The organism is Thermotoga sp. RQ7 (assembly GCF_000832145.1).
Taxonomy (GTDB): Bacteria; Thermotogota; Thermotogae; order Thermotogales; family Thermotogaceae; genus Thermotoga; species Thermotoga neapolitana.
Window position 1 is genome coordinate 1,279,477 of record NZ_CP007633.1, and the last position, 18,947, is coordinate 1,298,423.

Consider the following 18,947-nt stretch of genomic DNA (forward strand, 5'->3'; position numbering starts at 1 on the left):
GGGGGGATTAGATGAAAAAGGTCATCGAAAGAGCTCCTTCTGTAAACGAAGCCATTGAGAAGGTGGTCAAAAGGTACGGACTCGAAGAAAACGAGTACACGGTGAACGTTCTGGAAAAAGGCTTTCAGGGCATATTCGGGCTCTTTTCAAAGGAGGCCGTCGTTGAGGTTTCAATCAAAAAGTCCTATTTTGAAAGGAGATTGAGAGAGTTTTTGGAAGACATACTGAGTGTGGTGGATAATAACGTCAAAGTTTCTGTGAGATCTTCTGGAAGGAGTTTCTTTGTTGACGTGGACAGTGAAAACGTGGGAAGGTTGATAGGAAAACATGGAAAAACACTGGGTGCTCTTCAGCACATCACGATGATTTTTCTGAACAGACTGAGTGATACGAAACTGAACGTGATCCTCGACATGGGAGATTACAGGGAAAAGAGGAGGAAATCGCTTGAAAAGATAGTTGAAGAGGCGGTGAAGAAGGCCCTTTCGGAGAAGACGAAAGTGATGCTCGATCCCATGTTTGCCTTCGAGAGGAGACAGGTTCACAAACTGGTTAAGAAATACAAGGGAGTTACGAGTTACTCGGTGGGAGTGGAGCCTTACAGACGGGTTGTTATAGAGTACGTCGGAACAAAGAGGGAGGGAAGAAGAAGACATGATATTAAAGAGAGCATATGATGTCGCTCCCCAGGAGATCTCCACAGACAGTGTAAAAGGTGTTCAAAAGCGAGTTCTGATAGGTCTTAAGGAAGCGAGAAATTTTGTCATGAGGCTCTTCACAGTGAAGCCATCTGGCGTTATAGAAAGACACACACATCCCTGGGAGCATGAAATATTCGTTCTGAAGGGAAAGTTGACGGTTCTGGATGAGAAAGGTGAAGAAGTGGCGGAAGAAGGACACTGCATCTACGTGGAACCAAATGAGGTTCATGGATTCAGAAACGACACGGACAGCGATGTGGAGTTTCTCTGTTTGATACCCAAAGAAGGCGGAGAGTAATTCTTTTTTAAAGAACACGAAAAAAAAGAGTAGTAAAATACTCCTCTGGCGCTTGAAGTGCGTCGAAAATCCCTTTTTGGGTACGTACTTCAGCGCCTGTATACCAGCGGATGGGAGGTGAAGGTTTTGTACGCCATCGTGGAGACGGCAGGAAGGCAGTACAAAGTGGAGGAAGGAAAGATCCTTTACACCGAAAAGCAGACGGAGTACGCACCTGGAGACGAGATCGTTTTTGACAGAGTGGTACTTCTCAGAAAGGACAACGAAGTGCTCGTGGGAAAACCCTATGTTGAAGGTGCTAGGGTCGTTGGAAAGGTGCTCGAACACGCCAAAGCCAGAAAGGTGAAAACGGTGAAGTACAGACCCAGGAAAAACAGCAAGGTGGAAAAAGGACACAGGCAGTGGTATACTGCCATCAAGATCGAAAAGATTGAGGTATGATAGAAGTAACCATCACCGATACTTTCTTCGAAGTGAAAGGCCATGCATCGAACGAAGTTGCCTGTGCGTCCGTGAGTGTCCTCACTCAGCATGTGGCGAACTTCTTGAAGGAAGAAAAGGTTGCCAGAATAGAGAAAGGATCGGGTTATCTGAAAGTGGAATTTGAAAAACTGGAACCGTGTGAAGTAAAGGTACTCGCAGCGATGGTGAGATCTTTGAGAGAACTGGAGAAGAAGTTTCCTTCCCAGATTAAAGTGGAGGTGATTCTGAATGGCGCATAAAAAGAGTGGCGGTGTTGCAAAGAACGGCAGAGACAGTCTTCCAAAGTATCTTGGGGTTAAAGTGGGAGACGGGCAATTCGTAAAAGCAGGGAACATACTTGTGAGGCAGAGGGGTACAAGGTTTCACCCAGGAAAGAACGTCGGAATGGGAAGAGATTTCACGCTCTTTGCTCTGAAGGATGGTAGGGTGAAGTTCGAACAGAAAAACAACAAAAAGTATGTGAGCGTCTATGAGGAGTGAAAGGGTGAACAGCATAAAGCGTATCTCCTTTGTTGGGGTGTTTTCTGCCCTTGCAACACTCATGATGTTTCTGGAATTTCCCATATTTCCACAGGCAAGTTTTTTGAAATACGATCCCAGTGAGATCCCAGCACTCATTGTGAGTTTTCTGCTGGGACCAAAGGTGGGTATGCTTGTAATCTTGATCAAGGATATTCTGTTCTTTCTGGTGAAATCCGGTGATCCTGTGGGAATAGCGATGAACGCAGTCTTGGGAATGTCCTTTGTTGGACTGGCTGGACTCATTTACCATAGAAACAAAAGCAAGATAACGGCCATAAAGGGAATGACCATAGCCACTCTATTCACAACAGGATTTGCGCTTGGTTTGAACGCGTTGATCGTTCCACTCTACTTCAAGGCTCCTTTCGATCTGTACTTGAAGTTTTTTCCGTTCATTCTGGCTTTCAATCTCGTGAAGTTCGGGGTTGACTCGATGGTTACTTTCTTCGTCTACAAGAAGGTTTCGAGTATTTTCAAGTTAGAAATAGTAGAAGGGAGGAACAGCAATGGCTAGATACTTTCCTGTTCAAAAAACGACGATGGTGAAACCTGAAGAAGTGGAGAGAAAATGGTACGTCGTCGACGCTTCCGGAAAGGTTCTTGGAAGGCTGGCGACACGTATAGCAAAGATTTTGATGGGGAAACACAAACCAACTTACACTCCCCACGTTGACACAGGAGATTATGTGATCGTTGTGAACGCAGACAAAGTGGTGCTCACAGGCAAGAAGTTGGATCAGAAAGTGTACTACTGGCACTCTGGATACCCTGGTGGTCTCAAATCGATGACCGCAAGGCAGATGCTCCAGAAGCATCCAGAAAGACTCATATGGCTTGCGGTCAAGAGGATGCTTCCAAAGAACAAGATGGGTAGAAGGATGCTCAGAAGGCTCAAAGTGTACGCGTCTTCCGAACATCCTCATCAGGCTCAGAAACCAGAACCCATTGAATTGTGATGAGGAGGGAATAGAATGGCCGGTGTTATCGGATATTACGGAACGGGAAGAAGAAAGACTGCGGTTGCAAGAGTTTACCTGAGGCCTGGTGATGGAAAGGTCAAAGTGAACGGAAAAGAGTACGAAAGTCTGAACGATTATTTCAAAAACATCGCCTGGACGAAGCACGCCATAGAACCTCTTGAGGTGACGAACACCATTGGAAAATTCGATCTTGTGATCAGAGTAAACGGTGGAGGTCTTTCTGGACAGGCCGGTGCTGTGAGACTGGGTATAGCCCGCGCTCTGCTTCAGTACGATGAAAACCTGAAACCTGTTCTCAAAAAGTACAAGATGCTCACAAGAGATCCGAGAGAAGTCGAGAGAAAGAAGTACGGTTTGAAGAAAGCAAGAAGGGCACCACAGTTCTCCAAGAGATGATCTCCTGGAAAAGAAAGCAACTCGGGGGGTCCGGTTGCCCCGGACCTCTCTTTTTCTCTGCATTCCAGGGAGTGAGAGTGTGATTCCTCGAGAGGTGATCGAGGAGATAAAGGAAAAGGTCGACATCGTTGAAGTGGTTTCAGAGTACGTGAATCTCACAAGGGTTGGTTCCTCGTATCGGGCACTCTGTCCCTTTCATGCAGAAACGAATCCTTCCTTTTATGTCCACCCGGGTTTGAAGATATACCATTGTTTTGGATGCGGTGCAAGTGGAGACGTCATCAAGTTCATTCAGGAAATGGAGGGAATAACCTTTCAGGAAGCTCTGGAAAGGCTTGCAAGAAGGGCTGGTGTAGATCTTTCCGCGTACAGATCAACTGGAAGTTCTGATTACGCCAAATACGTTCATCTGTACGAGAGGGTCTGGAAGAGATATGTTGACGAACTCAAAAGATCACACCAGGCAAAGGAGTATCTGTTGTCCAGAGGGTTCACCGAGGAAGAAATGGAGAACTACGGATTCGGTTACGTTCCTGAAGGCTCGGAGATAGCCGTTGAAGTCGGAAAAGAGTTGAATCTGAGGGAAGACGAAGTGGTGAAGTACGGGCTGGCCTTGAAGAAAAGAAACAGGCTGGTCGATAGATTCGAAGGGAGGTTGATCGTTCCAATAAAAAACGACAGGGGACAGATCGTTGCCTTCGGAGGTCGTTTGTTGGGAGACGGTGAACCAAAGTACCTGAACTCTCCAGATACCAGATACTTCTCCAAGAAAAAGACACTGTTTCTCTTCGATGAGGCAAAAAAGGTGGCGAAAGATGTTGGTTTTTTCGTTGTAACTGAGGGATATTTCGATGCCCTGGCGTTCAGAAGAGACGGTATACCAACCGCGGTGGCAGTTCTGGGAGCAAGTCTTTCGCGCGAGGCCATACTGAAAATTTCTGCATATTCAAAGAACGTGATCTTGTGTTTCGACAACGACAGGGCAGGTCTCAGAGCCACTTTGAAATCTCTAGAAGATCTTCTGGAATACGAGTTCAACGTTTTGATAGCAACACCTGATCCCTACAAGGATCCGGATGAGCTCTTTCAAAAAGAAGGAAGAGGGTCTCTCAAAGATATGCTCAAAAAATCTGTTTCTTTTGAGTATTTCCTGACAAAGGCGGGAGAAGTTTTTTTCGATAAGGGTAGTCCTGCAGGTATGAGGTCCTATCTTTCCTTCCTGAAAAGATGGGTCCAGAGGATGAGAAGAAAGGGATACCTCAAGAATATAGACAATCTCGTGAAAGAGGTTTCCAGTTCGACTCAAATACCAGAAAACCAGATCTTGAACTTTTTCGAAAGCGATAGGTCTAATAATGTGCCTGTTCAAGAGGCAAAGGTGCAAAAGGTCTACGACGAAGGAAAAGGGCTTGCCTATCTGTTCTTGAACTACGAGAACTTCAGAGAAAGGATACTAGAACTCGACCTGGATGTTCTGGAAGATCACAATGCAAAAGAGTTCTTCAAGAGAGTATCTTCGATTGAGAACATAAACGAAGCAATAGAGACACTTCCGAAAGAGATGAAGGACTGGATCTTCAGAGTCCTGGAAGAAGTTCCCCCTCCAAAGGATCCGGAAAAGTTCTTTTGCGATCTCTCCGAGAGATTGAAAACTCGTCAGTTGAAGAAACGCCTGGAGGAGATAGAAAAGTTGATAAAACAGAGTGTCGATGAGGAGGAAAAGCGCATCCTCTTGAACATGAAGTTGGACCTTTTGAGAAAGATCAAGGGGAGGTGAAAGTATGGCGGAAAAGAAGGAAGCAATCATGAAAGATGAACAGATCACTGAAAATGAACAGGAAAAGAAGTTCCCACCCCAGATAGAAAAGCGGATAAAGAAACTCATAAACCAGGGAAAGAAGAAAGGATACATCACCTATGAAGACATAGACAAGGCGTTTCCTCCAAATTACGAGGAGTTCGATACGAACCTGATAGAAAAGATATACGAAGAACTTGAAAAGCACGGAATAAACATAGTCGAGAGTGATTCAGAAGAGGAAACAGAAACTTCCACAGAAGAACTTGAAGAACTCCTTGAAAAGGAATCACCCGAAATACACGACGCCAGCAACGTGAGGGATTCCATAAAGATGTACCTCAAAGAAATTGGCAAGATACCGCTTCTCACACCGGCTCAGGAAAGAGAACTTGCAAGACGAGCTCAAATGGGTGACAAGAAGGCCAAGGAAAAGCTCATAACGTCGAATTTGAGGCTAGTTGTCAGCATCGCAAAGCGTTACATGGGTCGTGGACTTTCTTTCCAGGATCTGATACAGGAAGGAAACATCGGACTTCTCAAAGCGGTGGAAAAATTCGACTGGAGGAAGGGTTACAAGTTCAGCACGTACGCTACCTGGTGGATCCGACAGGCTATTACAAGGGCAATAGCAGACCAGGCAAGAACTATCAGAATCCCTGTTCACATGGTTGAAACGATAAACAAGTTGAACAGGCTGAGAAGAGAATACTACCAGAAATACGGAGAGGAACCATCTGTGGAGGAACTTGCCAAGATGATGGGGAAACCACCAGAAAAGATAAAGGAGATACTCGAAGCGGCAAAAGAAACCATTTCGCTCGAGTCTCCGATTGGTGAAGATGAAGACTCCTCTATAGAAGATTTCGTGGCGGACGAATCGGTGCCTTCTCCAAAGAAAGAGGCCATGAGGATGCTCATGCGCGAAGAACTGGAAAAAGTTCTGAAAACCCTCAGTCCAAGAGAAGCCATGGTTCTCAGGATGAGGTATGGTCTGCTCGATGGGAAGCCAAAAACACTGGAAGAAGTGGGACAGTATTTCAACGTCACAAGGGAAAGGATCAGACAGATCGAAGTCAAGGCCCTTCGAAAGTTGAGACATCCTTCAAGAAGCAAATACTTGAAATCTCTGCTTTCATTGATGGATGAAAACGAAGGGTGAGCGAAAGCTCACCCTTCATTTTTCAAAATCTTCAGAAGATACTCTATCGGGTCACCCCTTTTGTATAGAACAACAGTACCGGATCTTGGATTGTACCCTGGATGTTTCAAAAGTGGAGAATTTTTACCCGGAAGGAGTTCCACCATGAAGTGGTCGAATCTGATTTTTCTTATACCCAGTTTTGATGCTCTTATTCTTATTCTGAAGTAATCCAGAAGCAGTTTCACCTCTTCTGGCGGCTCTCCGAATCGATCCCTCATTTCTTCCAGTATCTCTTCTATTTCCCCCTCTTCAGAAGCGGACGCAAGTCTTCTGTACATTCTCAGTCTTTCCACGGGGTTTGAAATGTAATCCTCAGGTATGAAGAACCTGCCTGGAGGATTTTCTATCTCAACTTGAACGGTGTGCTTTCTCTCTACCCGTTTTTTCTTCACCTTTGTCACAGTTTCCCTCAGGATTTCGTTGTACAGTTTCAAACCAATGGAGACGATGTTTCCGTGCTGCTCCAGTCCCAGAACATCTCCGATACCCCGCATCTCCATGTCTTTCATGGCAATCTGCAGACCACTGCCTGGACCTGTGTGTGCCTTGAGCACCCTGAGTCTTTCCAGAGCACTTTTTGGAACCCCTTTTGGATACAGAAAGTACGCGAAAGCCCTCCTATCACTCCTTCCCACCCTTCCCCTGAGCTGATAGAGCTGGGCAAGACCGTACCTGTGGGCATCGTCGACGATCAGCGTGTTGGCGTTCGGTATATCAACGCCGTTTTCGATGATCGTTGTACACAAAAGAACGTCGATGTTTCCACTGTAGAACTCATGAACGACCTTTTCCATCACTCTCCTGGACATCTTACCGTGTGCCATTGCTATTCTGAGTTCTGGAAACATCCTCTTCAGGTTTTCGAGCACCTCTGGAAGTTCTTCCACCCTGTTGTGGACGTAGATCACCTGTCCTCCTCTGTTTACCTCTCTCACAACGGCTCCTTTCACCAGCTCTTCGTTGTATTCAGCGATATAGACGTGTACGGGTTTTCTTCCAGGTGGAGGAGCATTTATCACAGAAAGGTCCTTCATCCCGGAGAGTGCCATGTGGAGCGTTCGTGGAATTGGCGTGGCACTCAGGGAGAGAACGTTCACAGAAAGCCTCATTTTTTTGAATTTTTCTTTCTGTTCAACACCGAACTTTTGTTCCTCGTCGATGATGACGAGTCCAAGATCTGAAAATTCCACTCTTTCGTTCAAAAGAGCATGCGTTCCTATTACGACGTCTATTTCACCCTTTTTCAGTCCTTCCAGTATCTCTTTTCTTTCCCGCAGCGTTCTGGAACTGTCGAGAAGTTCAACTCTAACACCGAAAGGCTCGAGTCTTTCTTTGAAGTTCTCATAGTGCTGTCTGGCAAGCACAGTGGTGGGAACAAGTACTGCCACCTGTTTCCCGGATACCACAGCGCGAAAGGCAGCACGAAGTGCCACTTCCGTTTTGCCCACTCCAGCATCACCACATAACAGTCTGTCCATGGGTTTCTCCGATGACAGGTCAATCAGAACTTCTTCTATGCATTTCTGCTGGTCAGGGGTTTCTATGTATGGAAAGGTTTCCGCGAATTTTTCTTCCAGTTCGGGATCACCGGGAAGTAGTGTTCCTCTCACTTCTTCTCTCTTCAGGTAAAGTTCAACGAGTTCTCGTACCCTTTTTTCGATGTCTTCCCGTACTTTTTTCAGCGTTCTCTTCCATCTTCCCCTGTTCAATCTGTCGAGTTTTACCTGAGATGGGTCACCTATGTATCTGTGTACCCTGTCAATTTTTTCAACTGGAACATAAAGAACCGCATCTTCGTACTTCAGTTTTAGATAGTCCCGCTCTCCAAGAACACTCTTCAATCTGATCATGCCTTCGAAGATGGCGATTCCGTGTTCTTTGTGAACGACGAGTTCTCCCTCTTCTATTTCGTCGATGTCCACCAGGGGAAGCGATCTCTCCTCGATACCAGAAGAGACGGTTGCACCGGCGGATGTCTTCTCCACGTTTTTCAGAACTCTTTCCAGGACACCTTCATCGAAGAACAGATCGTATTTTTCCTTTAATAGGTCTTTCAACTCTTTTCTTATCTTTCGGTATTCCGTCAGGGCTTTCTCCAGATTCTCACAGGTGAAACGTACATCCTTTACAAAGTCGAGCAGTGAACTGTCTCCGTATTCATCGAGAAAGGGTAGAATATAAACCTCGTCGACTTTCTGGAAAGATCTCTGAGTGGAAACATCGAAGAATCTGATGTCTTCCACGACTTCTCCAAAGAGTTCTATCCTCACGGGAAAGTCGTATCCTGGAGAGAAGATGTCCAGGATTCCACCTCTGATGGAGAACTCCCCCGGCATTTGAACGGTGAAGGTCCTTTCGTATCCCATTTCCACGAACCTTTCGGGGGAAAGATCGAACGAAGCAGAACGTCTGACTTCGATGGTTCTTTCCTTCAAAGATTCCGGTGAGAAAATCTTTTCGGTAAGGGCTTTCAGGGTGGTGACGATTTTTAGATTTTCACCTTTGAGAAGCCTCCAGAGGATCTTCATCCTCTTCTTTTTCACTTCAGGTGATAGAGGAACATCTTCGAGAGGCAGGTTGTCTCTCGAGGGATAGAAGAGATATCCTTCTAGATGTATCTCTCTTTCATTTGGAACCAGAAGTATTTCAACCATCTTTCAACAGATCTTTCACGAGTTTCCTTTCATCATCACTGAGACCCTCAAAAGGATTGGGAAGGTTGAGTTTCACCCTGCACAGGGCCTTCACGATTTTCAACTTCGGGTCCTTTAAACCGAGATTCTCTGCTTTTTTCAACAGGTTCAGCGCTTCAAAATACTTTCCCATCTGATAATAGGTACACCCCATGTTGAACAGGGCTTCTGCGCTCTCTGGATTTATCTCCATGGCCCTTTTATAGCTTTCCATGGCTTTTGCCAGGAGATTCTTTCTCCTGTATATGTTTCCGATGTTGATCCACACTTCAGCAGATGGTTCTTTCTCAACCAGTTTCAAGAACTTTTCCAGGGCGCTATCCAGTTTTCCGCTCTTCATATCGAGGTACGCTTCTTCGAACTCATTTGAGTTCAAGTTCTATCACCTTCTTTGTGACATAAACGGTGTCCGAATAGTTCATCTCAGGTGTTCTGAAGGCCGCAGAGATGGGGATGATTTCCTCAGTGATGGGTTTGACGTAGGAAAAGCTGAACACCCAGAGGTTGTGATTCAGAAAGTGTGGCGTCCCCACTCCTCCACCCGACCTGTAGCAAAACTCCTTCAGTCCAGGTGGTGCATCGGGCGTGGAGTGGAGTTTGACGTTTTTCAGTTTCAGAACGGCGAGTTGTTCGTTTGAAAAGTTCGTATCGGGTGGCACCAGCACGCAGTAACCCTTCCTGTCGTTCATCTGGTATATCTTTTCTGAAAGAAACTTTTCGTCACTTATGTAGAATGTATACTCCCTCGTTTTGTAGAACACTTCGAAGGGGACACGGCCGCGTGCTTCGAGTAAATCGGAAAAGAGATGAACAAGATCTATATCCCTTCCAAAAGCGTTTTCCACCCTCACGTAAAGAAACATCCTGTCTGTTGTGAACTCGAAGGAATCTATGTGTACGAAGATCGGCTCTGAAGATTTCAGGATGCTGATCTCTACCCTGTGGTTCTGCCAGTCTGTTCCGAAAAGATACGGATAGTCGTATTCTATGTTCACATATTGAGGGACCGATCCAATCTTCAGGAGTTTTCTTCCGTCGAAGTGGTAGAGCGTTCCAAACTGGTCGAGTAAAAGGTACGATCCATCGTAGAACATCTCAAAAGAACGTGTTGGAACGGGAAGGGAGATCCTCTGCTGTTCTCCACTGTCAACGTTTGTCACTATGAGAGAGTTGCTCCAGGTATCAAGAACTATTACCCGATTTCTGTAAACTTCTGCATCCGTGATCAGTGGATTGCCACCGAGTGGTATTTCATCAAAACCGCTGTTTTTCATCAGAACTATCCTGTTTACATCAGCCAGCACGAACTCTCCTGAGTCCAGAATCCCCGCCCCGATAGGATGAAGAAACGATCCTATCTTTTCCTCGTTCCGGTAGACATCCCCATTTTCTGAGATCAGAAAGATGTTTCCTTCTCTGTCCACGAAAGCCTGCTCTGGTCGAAACGAAAGATTCTTCACTCTGTAAGTATATCCATCGGTTTCTATCAAACGGCTGTTCGGTGGATCGACGACGTAGATGGTTTTTCCCAGAACGGCTACATCTGTTGGGGAAAAGAAATATTCAACTCCATTTTTGAATCCATCCAGAGTACGAAGGGTTTTCATATAGAAGGAACCTGTTTTTTTGCCCTGAAGGATGAATTCGAGGTTGTGAACAAGCGAAAGAACTTCCGGCTGATCTGGAACAACAACAAGAAGATTCTTCAGATCTTCATAGGCCTCTCTGACACGCCCGGTTTCTATCATCAACTTCGCCCTCAAATACCAGAACTCCGCCAGATCCTCTGCCGGAACAGGCTTGTAGAAGATCTCCTCCATCTTCTGCAAGGCGGAGTCCACATTTCCCTTTGCCCATTCCACTATCGTCTCTGAGAACATTTCCCTGACACTCTGTGGAAAGACAGCAAGAGTTATGAGTAAGAAAAAAAGAACAATGTGTTTTTTCACGGTTTCACCTCTTGAAGAGGGTCACCTTTCTTTCTGTTCCAGAGAGGAGTCTCTGTATGTTCTCCGAGTGACGAAGGGTTGACAGAACGGCGAGTATCAGGATCAACATACCGGCGTCGTAACCCTTCAAGAGATACCCCAGGAGTGCAGAAGTGTAAAGTCCAATGAGAGATCCAAGGGAAGCGTAACCGGTGATCATCACCACGAAGAACCAAACGAGGGAAAACACAACTCCCGTGGGCCATGACAGATAGAAGATGACACCGAGCGTTGAGGCAACGCCCTTTCCTCCCTTAAACTTCATGAAGACAGGAAAGTCGTGACCAAGGACGGTCAAAATCGCCGTCAGGGAAACAAGTTTTGGATTCCCGGAAATATACCCTGCCAGGAAGGCGGGGAAAAATCCTTTCAAAGCATCAAGCAAAAGGCAGAGTCCACCAACCACAGGTCCTGTTGTTCTGATCGCGTTCGTTGCCCCTACGTTCCCACTTCCGACTTTTCTCACGTCCACACCCTTGAGCCACTTTGGAATCAGGTAACTGAAGGGAATCGATCCTATCAGATATCCAAGCAGGGGAAGAACCCACCATTCCACGCTATCACCTGCTCTTTTTGAATTTCAGGAATATGGGGGATCCCTCAAACGGGAACACGTATTCTCTGATCAACCTTCTCAGAAAGACTTTCTGTGGTTCTTTGATCTTTTCTGTGTTGTTCACGAAGAACAGAAAGGTGGGTGGTTTTATGTCCACCTGGAGCCCGAAGAAGATCTTAAGACCGCGCGGCAGGTTGGTGAACGCCAGTACCTTCTGAAGAGCAGAATTCAGGGCACTGGAAGGTACTTTGGTCGTGTAGGAAGAGTACGCCAGGTTGATGGCATCGATTATCTTTTCCACTCCCCATCCTTTGTCCGCAGAAGTGAATATCAGAGGACTGTAGTCAACAAAGTAAAGTTTTTCCCTGAAGAGTTTTGTGAATTCATCGTATCTCTTCTCACGATGTTCCACCAGGTCCCATTTGTTGAACACAACAACGCTCGCTTTTCCCTTTCTTTCAACCAGACCCGCTATTCTCTGATCCTGTCTTGTGATACCCTGTGTGGCATCGAGAACGATGACGGCGACATCTGCTCTCTCTATACTCTCAACAACTCTGTACGTACTGTACCTTTCCACAGTTTTTGGTTCTATTCTTGACTTCCTTCTGAGCCCTGCCGTGTCCACGAAGATGTATTTTTTTCCATCGATGAACACTTCGTCATCCACGGGATCTCTGGTGGTTCCGGGAATTGGTGAAACCAGTGCCCGTTCTTTGTTCAAAATTGCGTTGAAAAGAGTGGATTTTCCAACGTTCGGACGTCCAACGATGGCGATCTTTATCGCTTCGGTTATCTCTGGTTTCGTTTCTAGATCCAGGCCCTTTTCCTCCAGTTTCTGAATGATCTTTTCCATCAGTGTATCGAGGTTGATACTGTGTTCGGCCGAGACAGGTATGGGATCCCCGAATCCCAGTCTGTAGAGTTCTGGTTTTATCTCCCTTTCAAACCTGCGCTGATTCTCCGTTTTGTTTGCCACCAGAATAACATCCACTCCCGATTTCCTGAGAAAATCGGCAAGGGACTCGTCTTCTTTCGTTATACCGTTTTTTCCATCGACGACGAACAGAACAAGGTCCGCTTCCCTGATCATGTTCAGGGTCACTTCTTTCATCTTCTTCGAGATCACGTCCTGTGGGTTGTCGAACACACCACACGTGTCAACCAGTCTGAAGATTTTTCCGTACCATTCCACAGTATCTTGAACGGGGTCACGAGTGACCCCTTCTTCATCCTCAACGATCGCCTTTCTCTTTCTCACCAGTTTGTTGAAAAGAGTAGACTTTCCAACGTTGGGTTTTCCAACAATCAAAACGGTTGCCATACTTCACTCTCCATTCTTCAACAGGTCACCAAGCGATTTCTGATAACTTTCTTCTTCCACCTTTTTCTTGTACTCCTCTATGTTCATCCTCTCTTCAAATCTTTTTTCGCTCAGGATCATTCTTCCACCGAATATTTCATCTGGATCGATCCTGAGAACAACAAGGTTGAGCAACTTTCCTTCCTCAGGTTCACTGACAAGGTGGTTGTTCGGCACAAAACCTTCCACGTCGTATTCTTCGACCTGAACGATCACACCCGAGTTCACAACCTTTTTCACGGTTCCCCTGACTATCGAATCTTTTTCCAACTCTTCCAGGGCACGTTTCCACGGGTTCTCCTGAGTCCTCTTTATACTCAGAGAAAGCCTTCTGTTTTCTTTGTCCAGGTTCATTATCTTCACTTTCACCTTTTCGCCCACTTTAACGACCTCTTCCGGACTGTCGACCCTCTTCCAGGAAAGTTCAGAGATGGGGACAAAACCTTCAATTCCTTCCTCAAGTTCGACGAACACACCCTGTCTTATGATGGAAATGACCCTTCCTGCCACCGTGTTTCCAACGTGGTATCTGTCTTCGATGTTCTCCCATGGATCTCCCTTTGCCTTTCTGTAGCTGAGGGTGAGCTTTCTGTTTTCTCTGTCCACGTTGATTACTTCAACTTTTACGAGATCACCAACTTTTACAACATCTTCCAGGTTCTTTCGGCTGTTTCCCCAGAAGACTTCCGAACGTGGAACAAGCCCTTCCACCCCAGGCTCGAGCCTCACAAAGAAACCGAACGGATGTATGGACGTGACTTCACCGCTCACAACTTTTCCAACGGGGTATTTTTCCTCCACTTTGTTCCAGGGATCAGGCATGAGTTGTTTCAGGCTGAGAACCACACTTCTTCTGTCTTTGTCCAGTTCGATGATCTTTGCTGTAACTTTCTGACCAACCTGCACCACATCTTCAGGGGTGATTCTTGTGTCATAACTGAGCTCACTTCTTGGAATGAAACCTCTTATTCCGTCTGAAACTTCAACTTCAATCCCCGAAGGATTGATTCTTCTCACCGTGCATTCCACCACGTCTCCTGTTTTCTTTTCGGAGAAGAACTCATCTACTTTTCGCTCCTGTATGGCCTTTCTCGAGACCACGATTCTTGTTCCCCTGCGTGTATGAGCCATGTCCAATATGAGAACCTCTATCTCTTCTCTGGGGAAGGGTTCTTCTCTTTTCAGCAGAGAGTGCGATCCTGGCAAGAAGGCTGGCACCACTCCCTTTAACACCACGTTGTATCCACCTTTTGCCTGCGAAACGATTCGTGCTTTAACCGGTTTTCCTTCTTCGTAGAGTTTTCTCAATTCTTCCATTGTTTTTCTGAAGATGGGTCTTTTCTCTGAGAGTGTGGATCTTTCCTCGTAGTTCAGGTTCAATATTTGAAGGGTGAGTTCCTCCCCTATTTTGTAATCGTCCATCGGTCTTATCAGCTCACCCTCTGGAACGAAGCCTTCACTTTTTCCACCAAAATCCACTACGATACCGTCCTCTTCCTTTCCGATGACCGTTCCTTTCACTATCTGACCCCTTCTGAACTCACCGGGTTCATACTGATTGAGAATTTCATCGTTGAATTCCATTGGTTCCATAGTACTTCCCCTCCATCTCTTCCAGTTTTCTAACAACGTTCTCTATCAAGGAAACAGGTGTGGAAGTTCCACTGAACACACACACCGTACCATATTTTACTACGTCTTCTGGTATTTCGTCGGGGGACTCCACCCAAATGGCTCTGGAATTTCTGGATGCAAGACGGAACAGTTTTCCTGTGTTAGAACTGTGTTTTCCCCCGACCACTACGGAAAGATCGCAGATTTTCGAAAGTTCTTTCACTTCCCTTTCCCGTTCTACAGTCACAGGGCATATTGTGTTCAGATAGATGGCCTTTTCGAAGTTGTTCATTTTGATCATCTCTGAGACGAATTCCCTGTATTCATCCAGAGAGGAGGTGGTTTGGGACAGGAAAACCACGTTCTTTTCTTCTGTTTTGAAGGGCTTCTTAGTTACGATCGCGGGAGCGTATCCCATCAGAGCCACCATCTCGGGATGATCCCTTTTTCCAAACACTATGAGCTTTCCTCTGGAAGAATACTCTCTGGCTGTCCTGAAAAGTTGAAAGACAATAGGACAGGTGAGATCCACAACTTCTGGGTAAATCTTTCTCAATTTTTCAAGCTTTTCTTCCGGGATTCCATGGGCTCTAACAACGAAGACGTCTCCATCGGTGGGATCGGAGGAGATCTTCAGGCCCTTTTTCAACAGATCTTCCATTACCTGCCTGTTGTGAACGATCTCACCGTCTGTTACAACCCTTTTTCCTTCACTCAGAAGGTTTTCAACGGTTCTTATAGCTCTTTCCACTCCAAAGCAAAAACCGACGTTCTTTGCAACGATGATTTTCAAGCCTTCATCCTCTCCTCGACGAGTTTCAGTATTTTCTGAAGAACTTCGTTCACACTCATGCTGGTTGTGTCGATGACCACGGCATCTTCCGCTGGTTTGAGTGGAGCAATTTTCCTGCTGGAATCCTGTGTGTCCCTTGAGATCAATTCCCTTTCGACCTCTTCCCTGCTGACGTTCAAACCTTTTTTCTGATATTCCCTGAGTTTCCTTTCGATGCGAGCCTCCAGGGAGGCTGTGAGAAAAATCTTGAGCTGAGCATCTGGCAAAACGACAGTTCCGATATCCCTTCCTTCAACTACTATGTTTTTGTCATCACAGATCTCTCGCTGTATTCTGACGAGGTGCTCTCTCACAAGATCGAGCTTTGCAAAATCTGAAGCAAGAATACCCGCTTCTGGGCTCTGAATCTTTTCCGTGTAATCTTTTCCGTTGATGAACACCCTTCCATCTCTGTAATCCACTTTCACATCTTTGAGAGCCTTTTCCAGTTCCTCTCTGGGTGAGGTGGGATTCAGTCCTTTTTCTTTCAGGTAGACAGCAACAGCGCGGTAAGTGGCTCCCGTGTTCAGATGTTCAAAGCCCAGCCTCTCTGCCAGGAGTTTTGCGATGGTGGACTTTCCTGAGGCTGCTGGTCCGTCTATTGCTATCTGAAACCCCATCCTACACCTCCTCCGTGGTGTCGACGATCTTGAAAATCTTGTCCAGGTGTGTGAGTTTGAAGATTCTCAGAATGCTCTCCTTCAGAGAACTGAGAGTGAATTCCTTTCCGTTGATCTTGGCATCCTTCAAGATGACGACCAGAGTACCAAGACCTGCACTGTCCATGTAGGAGACGGAAGAAAGGTCCAGAACGATCTTCTTTTTGTCTGTCGATGAGACAAGGTTTCTCAACTGCTCTTTCAACTCTGAGGAATTGTACGCATCGATTTCTCCATGAACCTTCACGATTATCTTGTCTTCCTGCTCTATCTTTTCCAGTTTCAGGCCTTCCACACTATCCCTCCTCAACACGGATTCTGAGTTCTCTAAGTTGTTTTTCATCGACCGATGAAGGTGCCCCTGTCAGAAGACACACACCGTTTCCTGTCTTCGGAAACGGAATGACCTCTCTTATGGAGTTTTCTCCAGCGATGATGGCCACCAGCCTGTCCAGTCCAAATGCGATTCCACCGTGTGGAGGAACACCGTATTTGAACGCTTCGAGGAAAAATCCAAACTTCTCCCGGGCTTCTTCTTCTCTCATTCCAAGTAGTTTGAAGATCTTTTCCTGTATCTCTCTTTTGTGTATCCTTATGCTTCCTCCTCCTACCTCGTATCCGTTTATAACGATGTCGTAGGCTTTTGCCTTTACCTTCGTATGATCATCACCGAGGGTTTCTTCAACCGGCATGGTGAATGGATGATGCCTTGCCACGAACCTTTCTTCTTCTTCGCTCCACTCGAAGTATGGAAAATCGACCACCCAGAGGATGTCGAATCCCTTTGCCAGGTGTGAAAAGTACTCTTTTCCTATTTCCAGTCTGAGTGTTCCAAGGGCTTCATTGAGGAGGTTTCTATCCTTATGGGCAGCTATCAGACAAACGTCCCCTTCCTTCAGATTCTCCTTTTTTACTATCGTTTTGAACTCCCTTTCGAGATGCTTCAGGTGTGGTGAAACGATCTTCTCTTCCACTTTGAACCAGATGAGCCCTCCAAGTCCGAGTTCTTTTGCCCTCTCCATCAGCTCGTCACCTTTTTTTCTTGTCATCTCAGAAGCGAACTCTGGAACGACGAATCCCTTTACACTTCCTCCCTCTTCCAGAACGCTTCTTATCACCCTGAAATCAGTCTCCTCAAAGGCATACCTCAGATCTTTCAGTTCCATGCCGTACCTTCTGTCGGGCTTGTCCGTTCCGTACTTTTCCATCGCCTCGCTGTATGTTATTCTGTCAAACGGTGTTTTCAGATCCATTCCGATGGCTTCTCTGAACACCCGGGCGATCATACCTTCGCTCACTGAAAGAACGTCCTCTACATCAACAAAAGACATCTCCACATCGACCTGGGTGAACTCTGGTTGTCTGTCCGCTCTTAAGTCCTCGTCTCTGAAACACCTGACTATTTGAAAGTACCTGTCGAAACCAGATATCATCAGAAGCTGCTTGAAAAGCTGTGGAGATTGTGGAAGAGCATAGAATTTCCCTGGTCTGAGGCGGGAGGGAACCAGAAAGTCCCGCGCTCCCTCCGGTGTGCTCTTCGTGAGGAAGGGTGTTTCTATCTCCAGGAAACCCAGTTCATCGAAATATCTTCTGATCACCCTTGTGATGTTGTATCTCAGAATTATGTTGTCCCTCATTTGTTTCGACCTCAGATCTATGTACCGGTACCTGAGTCTCATCTCTTCTTTCGGTGTTTCGTTGGGATAGAAGGGAAGAGGTTCCGCTTTGGAGAGGATTTCTATTCTTTCGGCGACAACTTCTATCTCACCGGTTGCTATGTTTGGATTTTCCGTGCCTTCTGGTCTTCTCCGTACGGTTCCTTCGACCAGAACAACGGACTCCCGTGTGAGTTCGTCCACCGTTTCGTAGGCTTTGCTGTTCACATCGCACACGATCTGTGTTTCACCGTATCTATCCCTCAGATCGATGAATCGAACCCCTCCAAGGTCCCTTATTCTGTCCACCCATCCACAGAGTTTCACTTTCTTTCCTTCGTCCTCTACTCTGAGTTCGCCACAGGTATGAGTTCTCAACATGCTGTCCCTCCCTCTGGATCTGTTATTATCGCAGTTATCAACTCAGATGGAATCACCTCGAACAGATCTGTCTCTTTCAGGGATCTTGAACCGAACTTGAAAGGATCTGCCACCACCAGAAAGGGCTTTTTCTGCTCTCTGCACAGAATCGCAAGCGTGGTTGATCCCACTTTGTTCAGAACATTTCCTGCTTCATCGACATAATCGGCTCCGACAAGGCACAGATCCACTTCTTTTAGGGTTCTATACGCCATAAGGTCTTCGATGAGTTCGACCTTCAAGCCTTCCCTTCTCAAAGATTCTACCAGTATCCTTCCTTCGCTTCCAGGCCGCGATTCCAGAACGTGAACACAGACTGGTTTCGCCCTGATGAAGGTTTGTTTTAGAGTCTTGCTGTTGCTCAGTGTTATTATCCTTTTTCCTCTGCAAAAAGAAGACGCGTATTCGACTGTGCGCTCCAGTGCTTTTTTTAAAAGGCGACGAAACTCCGATAGTTCTTTCTTTGGTGGATTTGCTTTCAGAAAACGCGCCAGTTTTTCCAGAACCGCCATGGGTTTTTCATCACAGAAAAGGTCTATATCCCTTATCACCTCATCCATGTTCAGAGATTCGAAATTGTTCTCGATGAAGTTGATCAGACGTTCTGCTACTTCCTGCGATCCTTCTGTTTTCATCTGGCTCAAAAATTCCCGTACCCTGTGCACTCCGGTACCACCTCACATAAGTATTGTATCCCAATTTCCTTCCGTTCCAAATAAGTAGTTGTAATCGGTGTTTTTCTGGTGTTTTCGGAAATTTTCAGAAATTATCTGGAAATAAATTGA

At 46.1% G+C, this 18,947-nt stretch carries 21 protein-coding genes; 10 read left to right on the forward strand and 11 right to left on the reverse strand.

The window, feature by feature from the left end:
- Nucleotides 1-11: 11 nt before the first annotated feature.
- The 10 genes from jag (at nt 12) to rpoD (ending at nt 6,340) form a co-directional block, all read left to right on the forward strand.
- Nucleotides 12-677, forward strand: a complete 666-nt coding sequence (gene jag, locus TRQ7_RS06520; RefSeq protein WP_015919525.1) for an RNA-binding cell elongation regulator Jag/EloR — start codon at nt 12-14, stop codon at nt 675-677.
- Nucleotides 655-999, forward strand: coding sequence for a cupin domain-containing protein (locus tag TRQ7_RS06525; RefSeq protein WP_041844261.1), 345 nt, complete (start codon nt 655-657; stop codon nt 997-999). Before jag ends, TRQ7_RS06525 begins: the two co-directional genes overlap by 23 nt.
- A gap of 126 nt (nt 1,000-1,125) precedes the next feature.
- Nucleotides 1,126-1,440, forward strand: coding sequence for a 50S ribosomal protein L21 (gene rplU, locus TRQ7_RS06530; protein WP_038067462.1), 315 nt, complete (start codon nt 1,126-1,128; stop codon nt 1,438-1,440).
- Nucleotides 1,437-1,721 carry a ribosomal-processing cysteine protease Prp gene (locus TRQ7_RS06535; RefSeq protein ID WP_015919528.1) on the forward strand — a complete coding sequence of 95 codons (285 nt, stop codon included), beginning with the start codon at nt 1,437-1,439 and terminating at the stop codon, nt 1,719-1,721. The genes rplU and TRQ7_RS06535 overlap by 4 nt, the downstream gene beginning before the upstream one ends.
- Complete coding sequence (gene rpmA / locus TRQ7_RS06540) at nt 1,711-1,962, forward strand: 50S ribosomal protein L27 (RefSeq protein WP_015919529.1); 252 nt, start codon at nt 1,711-1,713, stop codon at nt 1,960-1,962. The genes TRQ7_RS06535 and rpmA overlap by 11 nt, the downstream gene beginning before the upstream one ends.
- Complete coding sequence (locus tag TRQ7_RS06545) at nt 1,952-2,518, forward strand: ECF transporter S component (RefSeq protein WP_015919530.1); 567 nt, start codon at nt 1,952-1,954, stop codon at nt 2,516-2,518. Before rpmA ends, TRQ7_RS06545 begins: the two co-directional genes overlap by 11 nt.
- Complete coding sequence (rplM, locus tag TRQ7_RS06550) at nt 2,511-2,960, forward strand: 50S ribosomal protein L13 (RefSeq protein WP_038067470.1); 450 nt, start codon at nt 2,511-2,513, stop codon at nt 2,958-2,960. Before TRQ7_RS06545 ends, rplM begins: the two co-directional genes overlap by 8 nt.
- Nucleotides 2,961-2,975: 15 nt before the next feature.
- On the forward strand, nt 2,976-3,380 hold the full coding sequence (gene rpsI / locus TRQ7_RS06555) for a 30S ribosomal protein S9 (RefSeq protein WP_041844262.1): 405 nt from the start codon (nt 2,976-2,978) through the stop codon (nt 3,378-3,380).
- A 79-nt stretch (nt 3,381-3,459) separates the two neighbouring features.
- Nucleotides 3,460-5,157: a DNA primase gene (gene dnaG, locus TRQ7_RS06560; protein WP_041844561.1), complete on the forward strand. Its 1,698-nt coding sequence runs from the start codon at nt 3,460-3,462 to the stop codon at nt 5,155-5,157.
- A 4-nt stretch (nt 5,158-5,161) separates the two neighbouring features.
- Nucleotides 5,162-6,340 (forward strand): RNA polymerase sigma factor RpoD, encoded by a 1,179-nt coding sequence (gene rpoD, locus TRQ7_RS06565; RefSeq protein WP_015919534.1) that lies wholly within the window; start codon nt 5,162-5,164, stop codon nt 6,338-6,340.
- Between the two features lie 8 nt (nt 6,341-6,348).
- On the opposite strand, the gene mfd is transcribed toward rpoD, so the two are convergent.
- From mfd to TRQ7_RS06620, 11 genes are read right to left on the reverse strand one after another with little or no spacing between them, the layout of a single operon-like run.
- Nucleotides 6,349-9,036 (reverse strand): transcription-repair coupling factor, encoded by a 2,688-nt coding sequence (gene mfd, locus TRQ7_RS06570; RefSeq protein ID WP_041844263.1) that lies wholly within the window; start codon nt 9,034-9,036, stop codon nt 6,349-6,351.
- Nucleotides 9,029-9,451 (reverse strand): tetratricopeptide repeat protein, encoded by a 423-nt coding sequence (locus TRQ7_RS06575; RefSeq protein ID WP_041844264.1) that lies wholly within the window; start codon nt 9,449-9,451, stop codon nt 9,029-9,031. The genes mfd and TRQ7_RS06575 overlap by 8 nt, the downstream gene beginning before the upstream one ends.
- A complete protein-coding gene (locus TRQ7_RS06580) occupies nt 9,438-11,024 on the reverse strand; it encodes a hypothetical protein (RefSeq protein WP_041844265.1) in 1,587 nt (528 codons plus the stop codon). The genes TRQ7_RS06575 and TRQ7_RS06580 overlap by 14 nt, the downstream gene beginning before the upstream one ends.
- A 4-nt stretch (nt 11,025-11,028) precedes the next feature.
- Nucleotides 11,029-11,619, reverse strand: coding sequence for a glycerol-3-phosphate 1-O-acyltransferase PlsY (gene plsY / locus TRQ7_RS06585; protein ID WP_015919538.1), 591 nt, complete (start codon nt 11,617-11,619; stop codon nt 11,029-11,031).
- Nucleotides 11,620-11,623: 4 nt separating this feature from the next.
- Entirely contained in the window at nt 11,624-12,943 is a 1,320-nt protein-coding gene (gene der, locus TRQ7_RS06590) for a ribosome biogenesis GTPase Der (protein WP_041844266.1), read from the reverse strand.
- Nucleotides 12,944-12,946: 3 nt separating this feature from the next.
- A complete protein-coding gene (locus TRQ7_RS06595) occupies nt 12,947-14,575 on the reverse strand; it encodes a 30S ribosomal protein S1 (protein ID WP_038067475.1) in 1,629 nt (542 codons plus the stop codon).
- Nucleotides 14,550-15,389, reverse strand: a complete 840-nt coding sequence (gene ispH, locus TRQ7_RS06600; protein WP_041844267.1) for a 4-hydroxy-3-methylbut-2-enyl diphosphate reductase — start codon at nt 15,387-15,389, stop codon at nt 14,550-14,552. Before ispH ends, TRQ7_RS06595 begins: the two co-directional genes overlap by 26 nt.
- Nucleotides 15,386-16,048: a (d)CMP kinase gene (cmk, locus tag TRQ7_RS06605; protein ID WP_041844268.1), complete on the reverse strand. Its 663-nt coding sequence runs from the start codon at nt 16,046-16,048 to the stop codon at nt 15,386-15,388. The genes ispH and cmk overlap by 4 nt, the downstream gene beginning before the upstream one ends.
- A 1-nt stretch (nt 16,049) precedes the next feature.
- On the reverse strand, nt 16,050-16,382 hold the full coding sequence (locus tag TRQ7_RS06610) for an STAS domain-containing protein (protein ID WP_041844269.1): 333 nt from the start codon (nt 16,380-16,382) through the stop codon (nt 16,050-16,052).
- Between the two features lies 1 nt (nt 16,383).
- Nucleotides 16,384-18,123, reverse strand: a complete 1,740-nt coding sequence (gene aspS / locus TRQ7_RS06615; RefSeq protein ID WP_041844270.1) for an aspartate--tRNA ligase — start codon at nt 18,121-18,123, stop codon at nt 16,384-16,386.
- The gene (locus tag TRQ7_RS06620) at nt 18,117-18,827 is read right to left on the reverse strand and encodes an initiation factor 2B (RefSeq protein ID WP_015919545.1); all 711 of its coding nucleotides are present in this window, start codon (nt 18,825-18,827) and stop codon (nt 18,117-18,119) included. The genes aspS and TRQ7_RS06620 overlap by 7 nt, the downstream gene beginning before the upstream one ends.
- Nucleotides 18,828-18,947: the final 120 nt, after the last annotated feature.

Coding starts and splice junctions, on each gene's coding strand:
- jag (WP_015919525.1), top strand. CDS start 12: ATGAAAAAGGTCATCGAAAGAGCTCCTTCTGTAAACGAAGCCATTGAG.
- der (WP_041844266.1), bottom strand. CDS start 12,943: ATGGCAACCGTTTTGATTGTTGGAAAACCCAACGTTGGAAAGTCTACT.
- TRQ7_RS06525 (WP_041844261.1), top strand. CDS start 655: ATGATATTAAAGAGAGCATATGATGTCGCTCCCCAGGAGATCTCCACA.
- TRQ7_RS06595 (WP_038067475.1), bottom strand. CDS start 14,575: ATGGAACCAATGGAATTCAACGATGAAATTCTCAATCAGTATGAACCC.
- rplM (WP_038067470.1), top strand. CDS start 2,511: ATGGCTAGATACTTTCCTGTTCAAAAAACGACGATGGTGAAACCTGAA.
- TRQ7_RS06535 (WP_015919528.1), top strand. CDS start 1,437: ATGATAGAAGTAACCATCACCGATACTTTCTTCGAAGTGAAAGGCCAT.
- rpoD (WP_015919534.1), top strand. CDS start 5,162: ATGGCGGAAAAGAAGGAAGCAATCATGAAAGATGAACAGATCACTGAA.
- rpsI (WP_041844262.1), top strand. CDS start 2,976: ATGGCCGGTGTTATCGGATATTACGGAACGGGAAGAAGAAAGACTGCG.
- cmk (WP_041844268.1), bottom strand. CDS start 16,048: ATGGGGTTTCAGATAGCAATAGACGGACCAGCAGCCTCAGGAAAGTCC.
- rpmA (WP_015919529.1), top strand. CDS start 1,711: ATGGCGCATAAAAAGAGTGGCGGTGTTGCAAAGAACGGCAGAGACAGT.
- aspS (WP_041844270.1), bottom strand. CDS start 18,123: ATGTTGAGAACTCATACCTGTGGCGAACTCAGAGTAGAGGACGAAGGA.
- TRQ7_RS06545 (WP_015919530.1), top strand. CDS start 1,952: ATGAGGAGTGAAAGGGTGAACAGCATAAAGCGTATCTCCTTTGTTGGG.
- mfd (WP_041844263.1), bottom strand. CDS start 9,036: ATGGTTGAAATACTTCTGGTTCCAAATGAAAGAGAGATACATCTAGAA.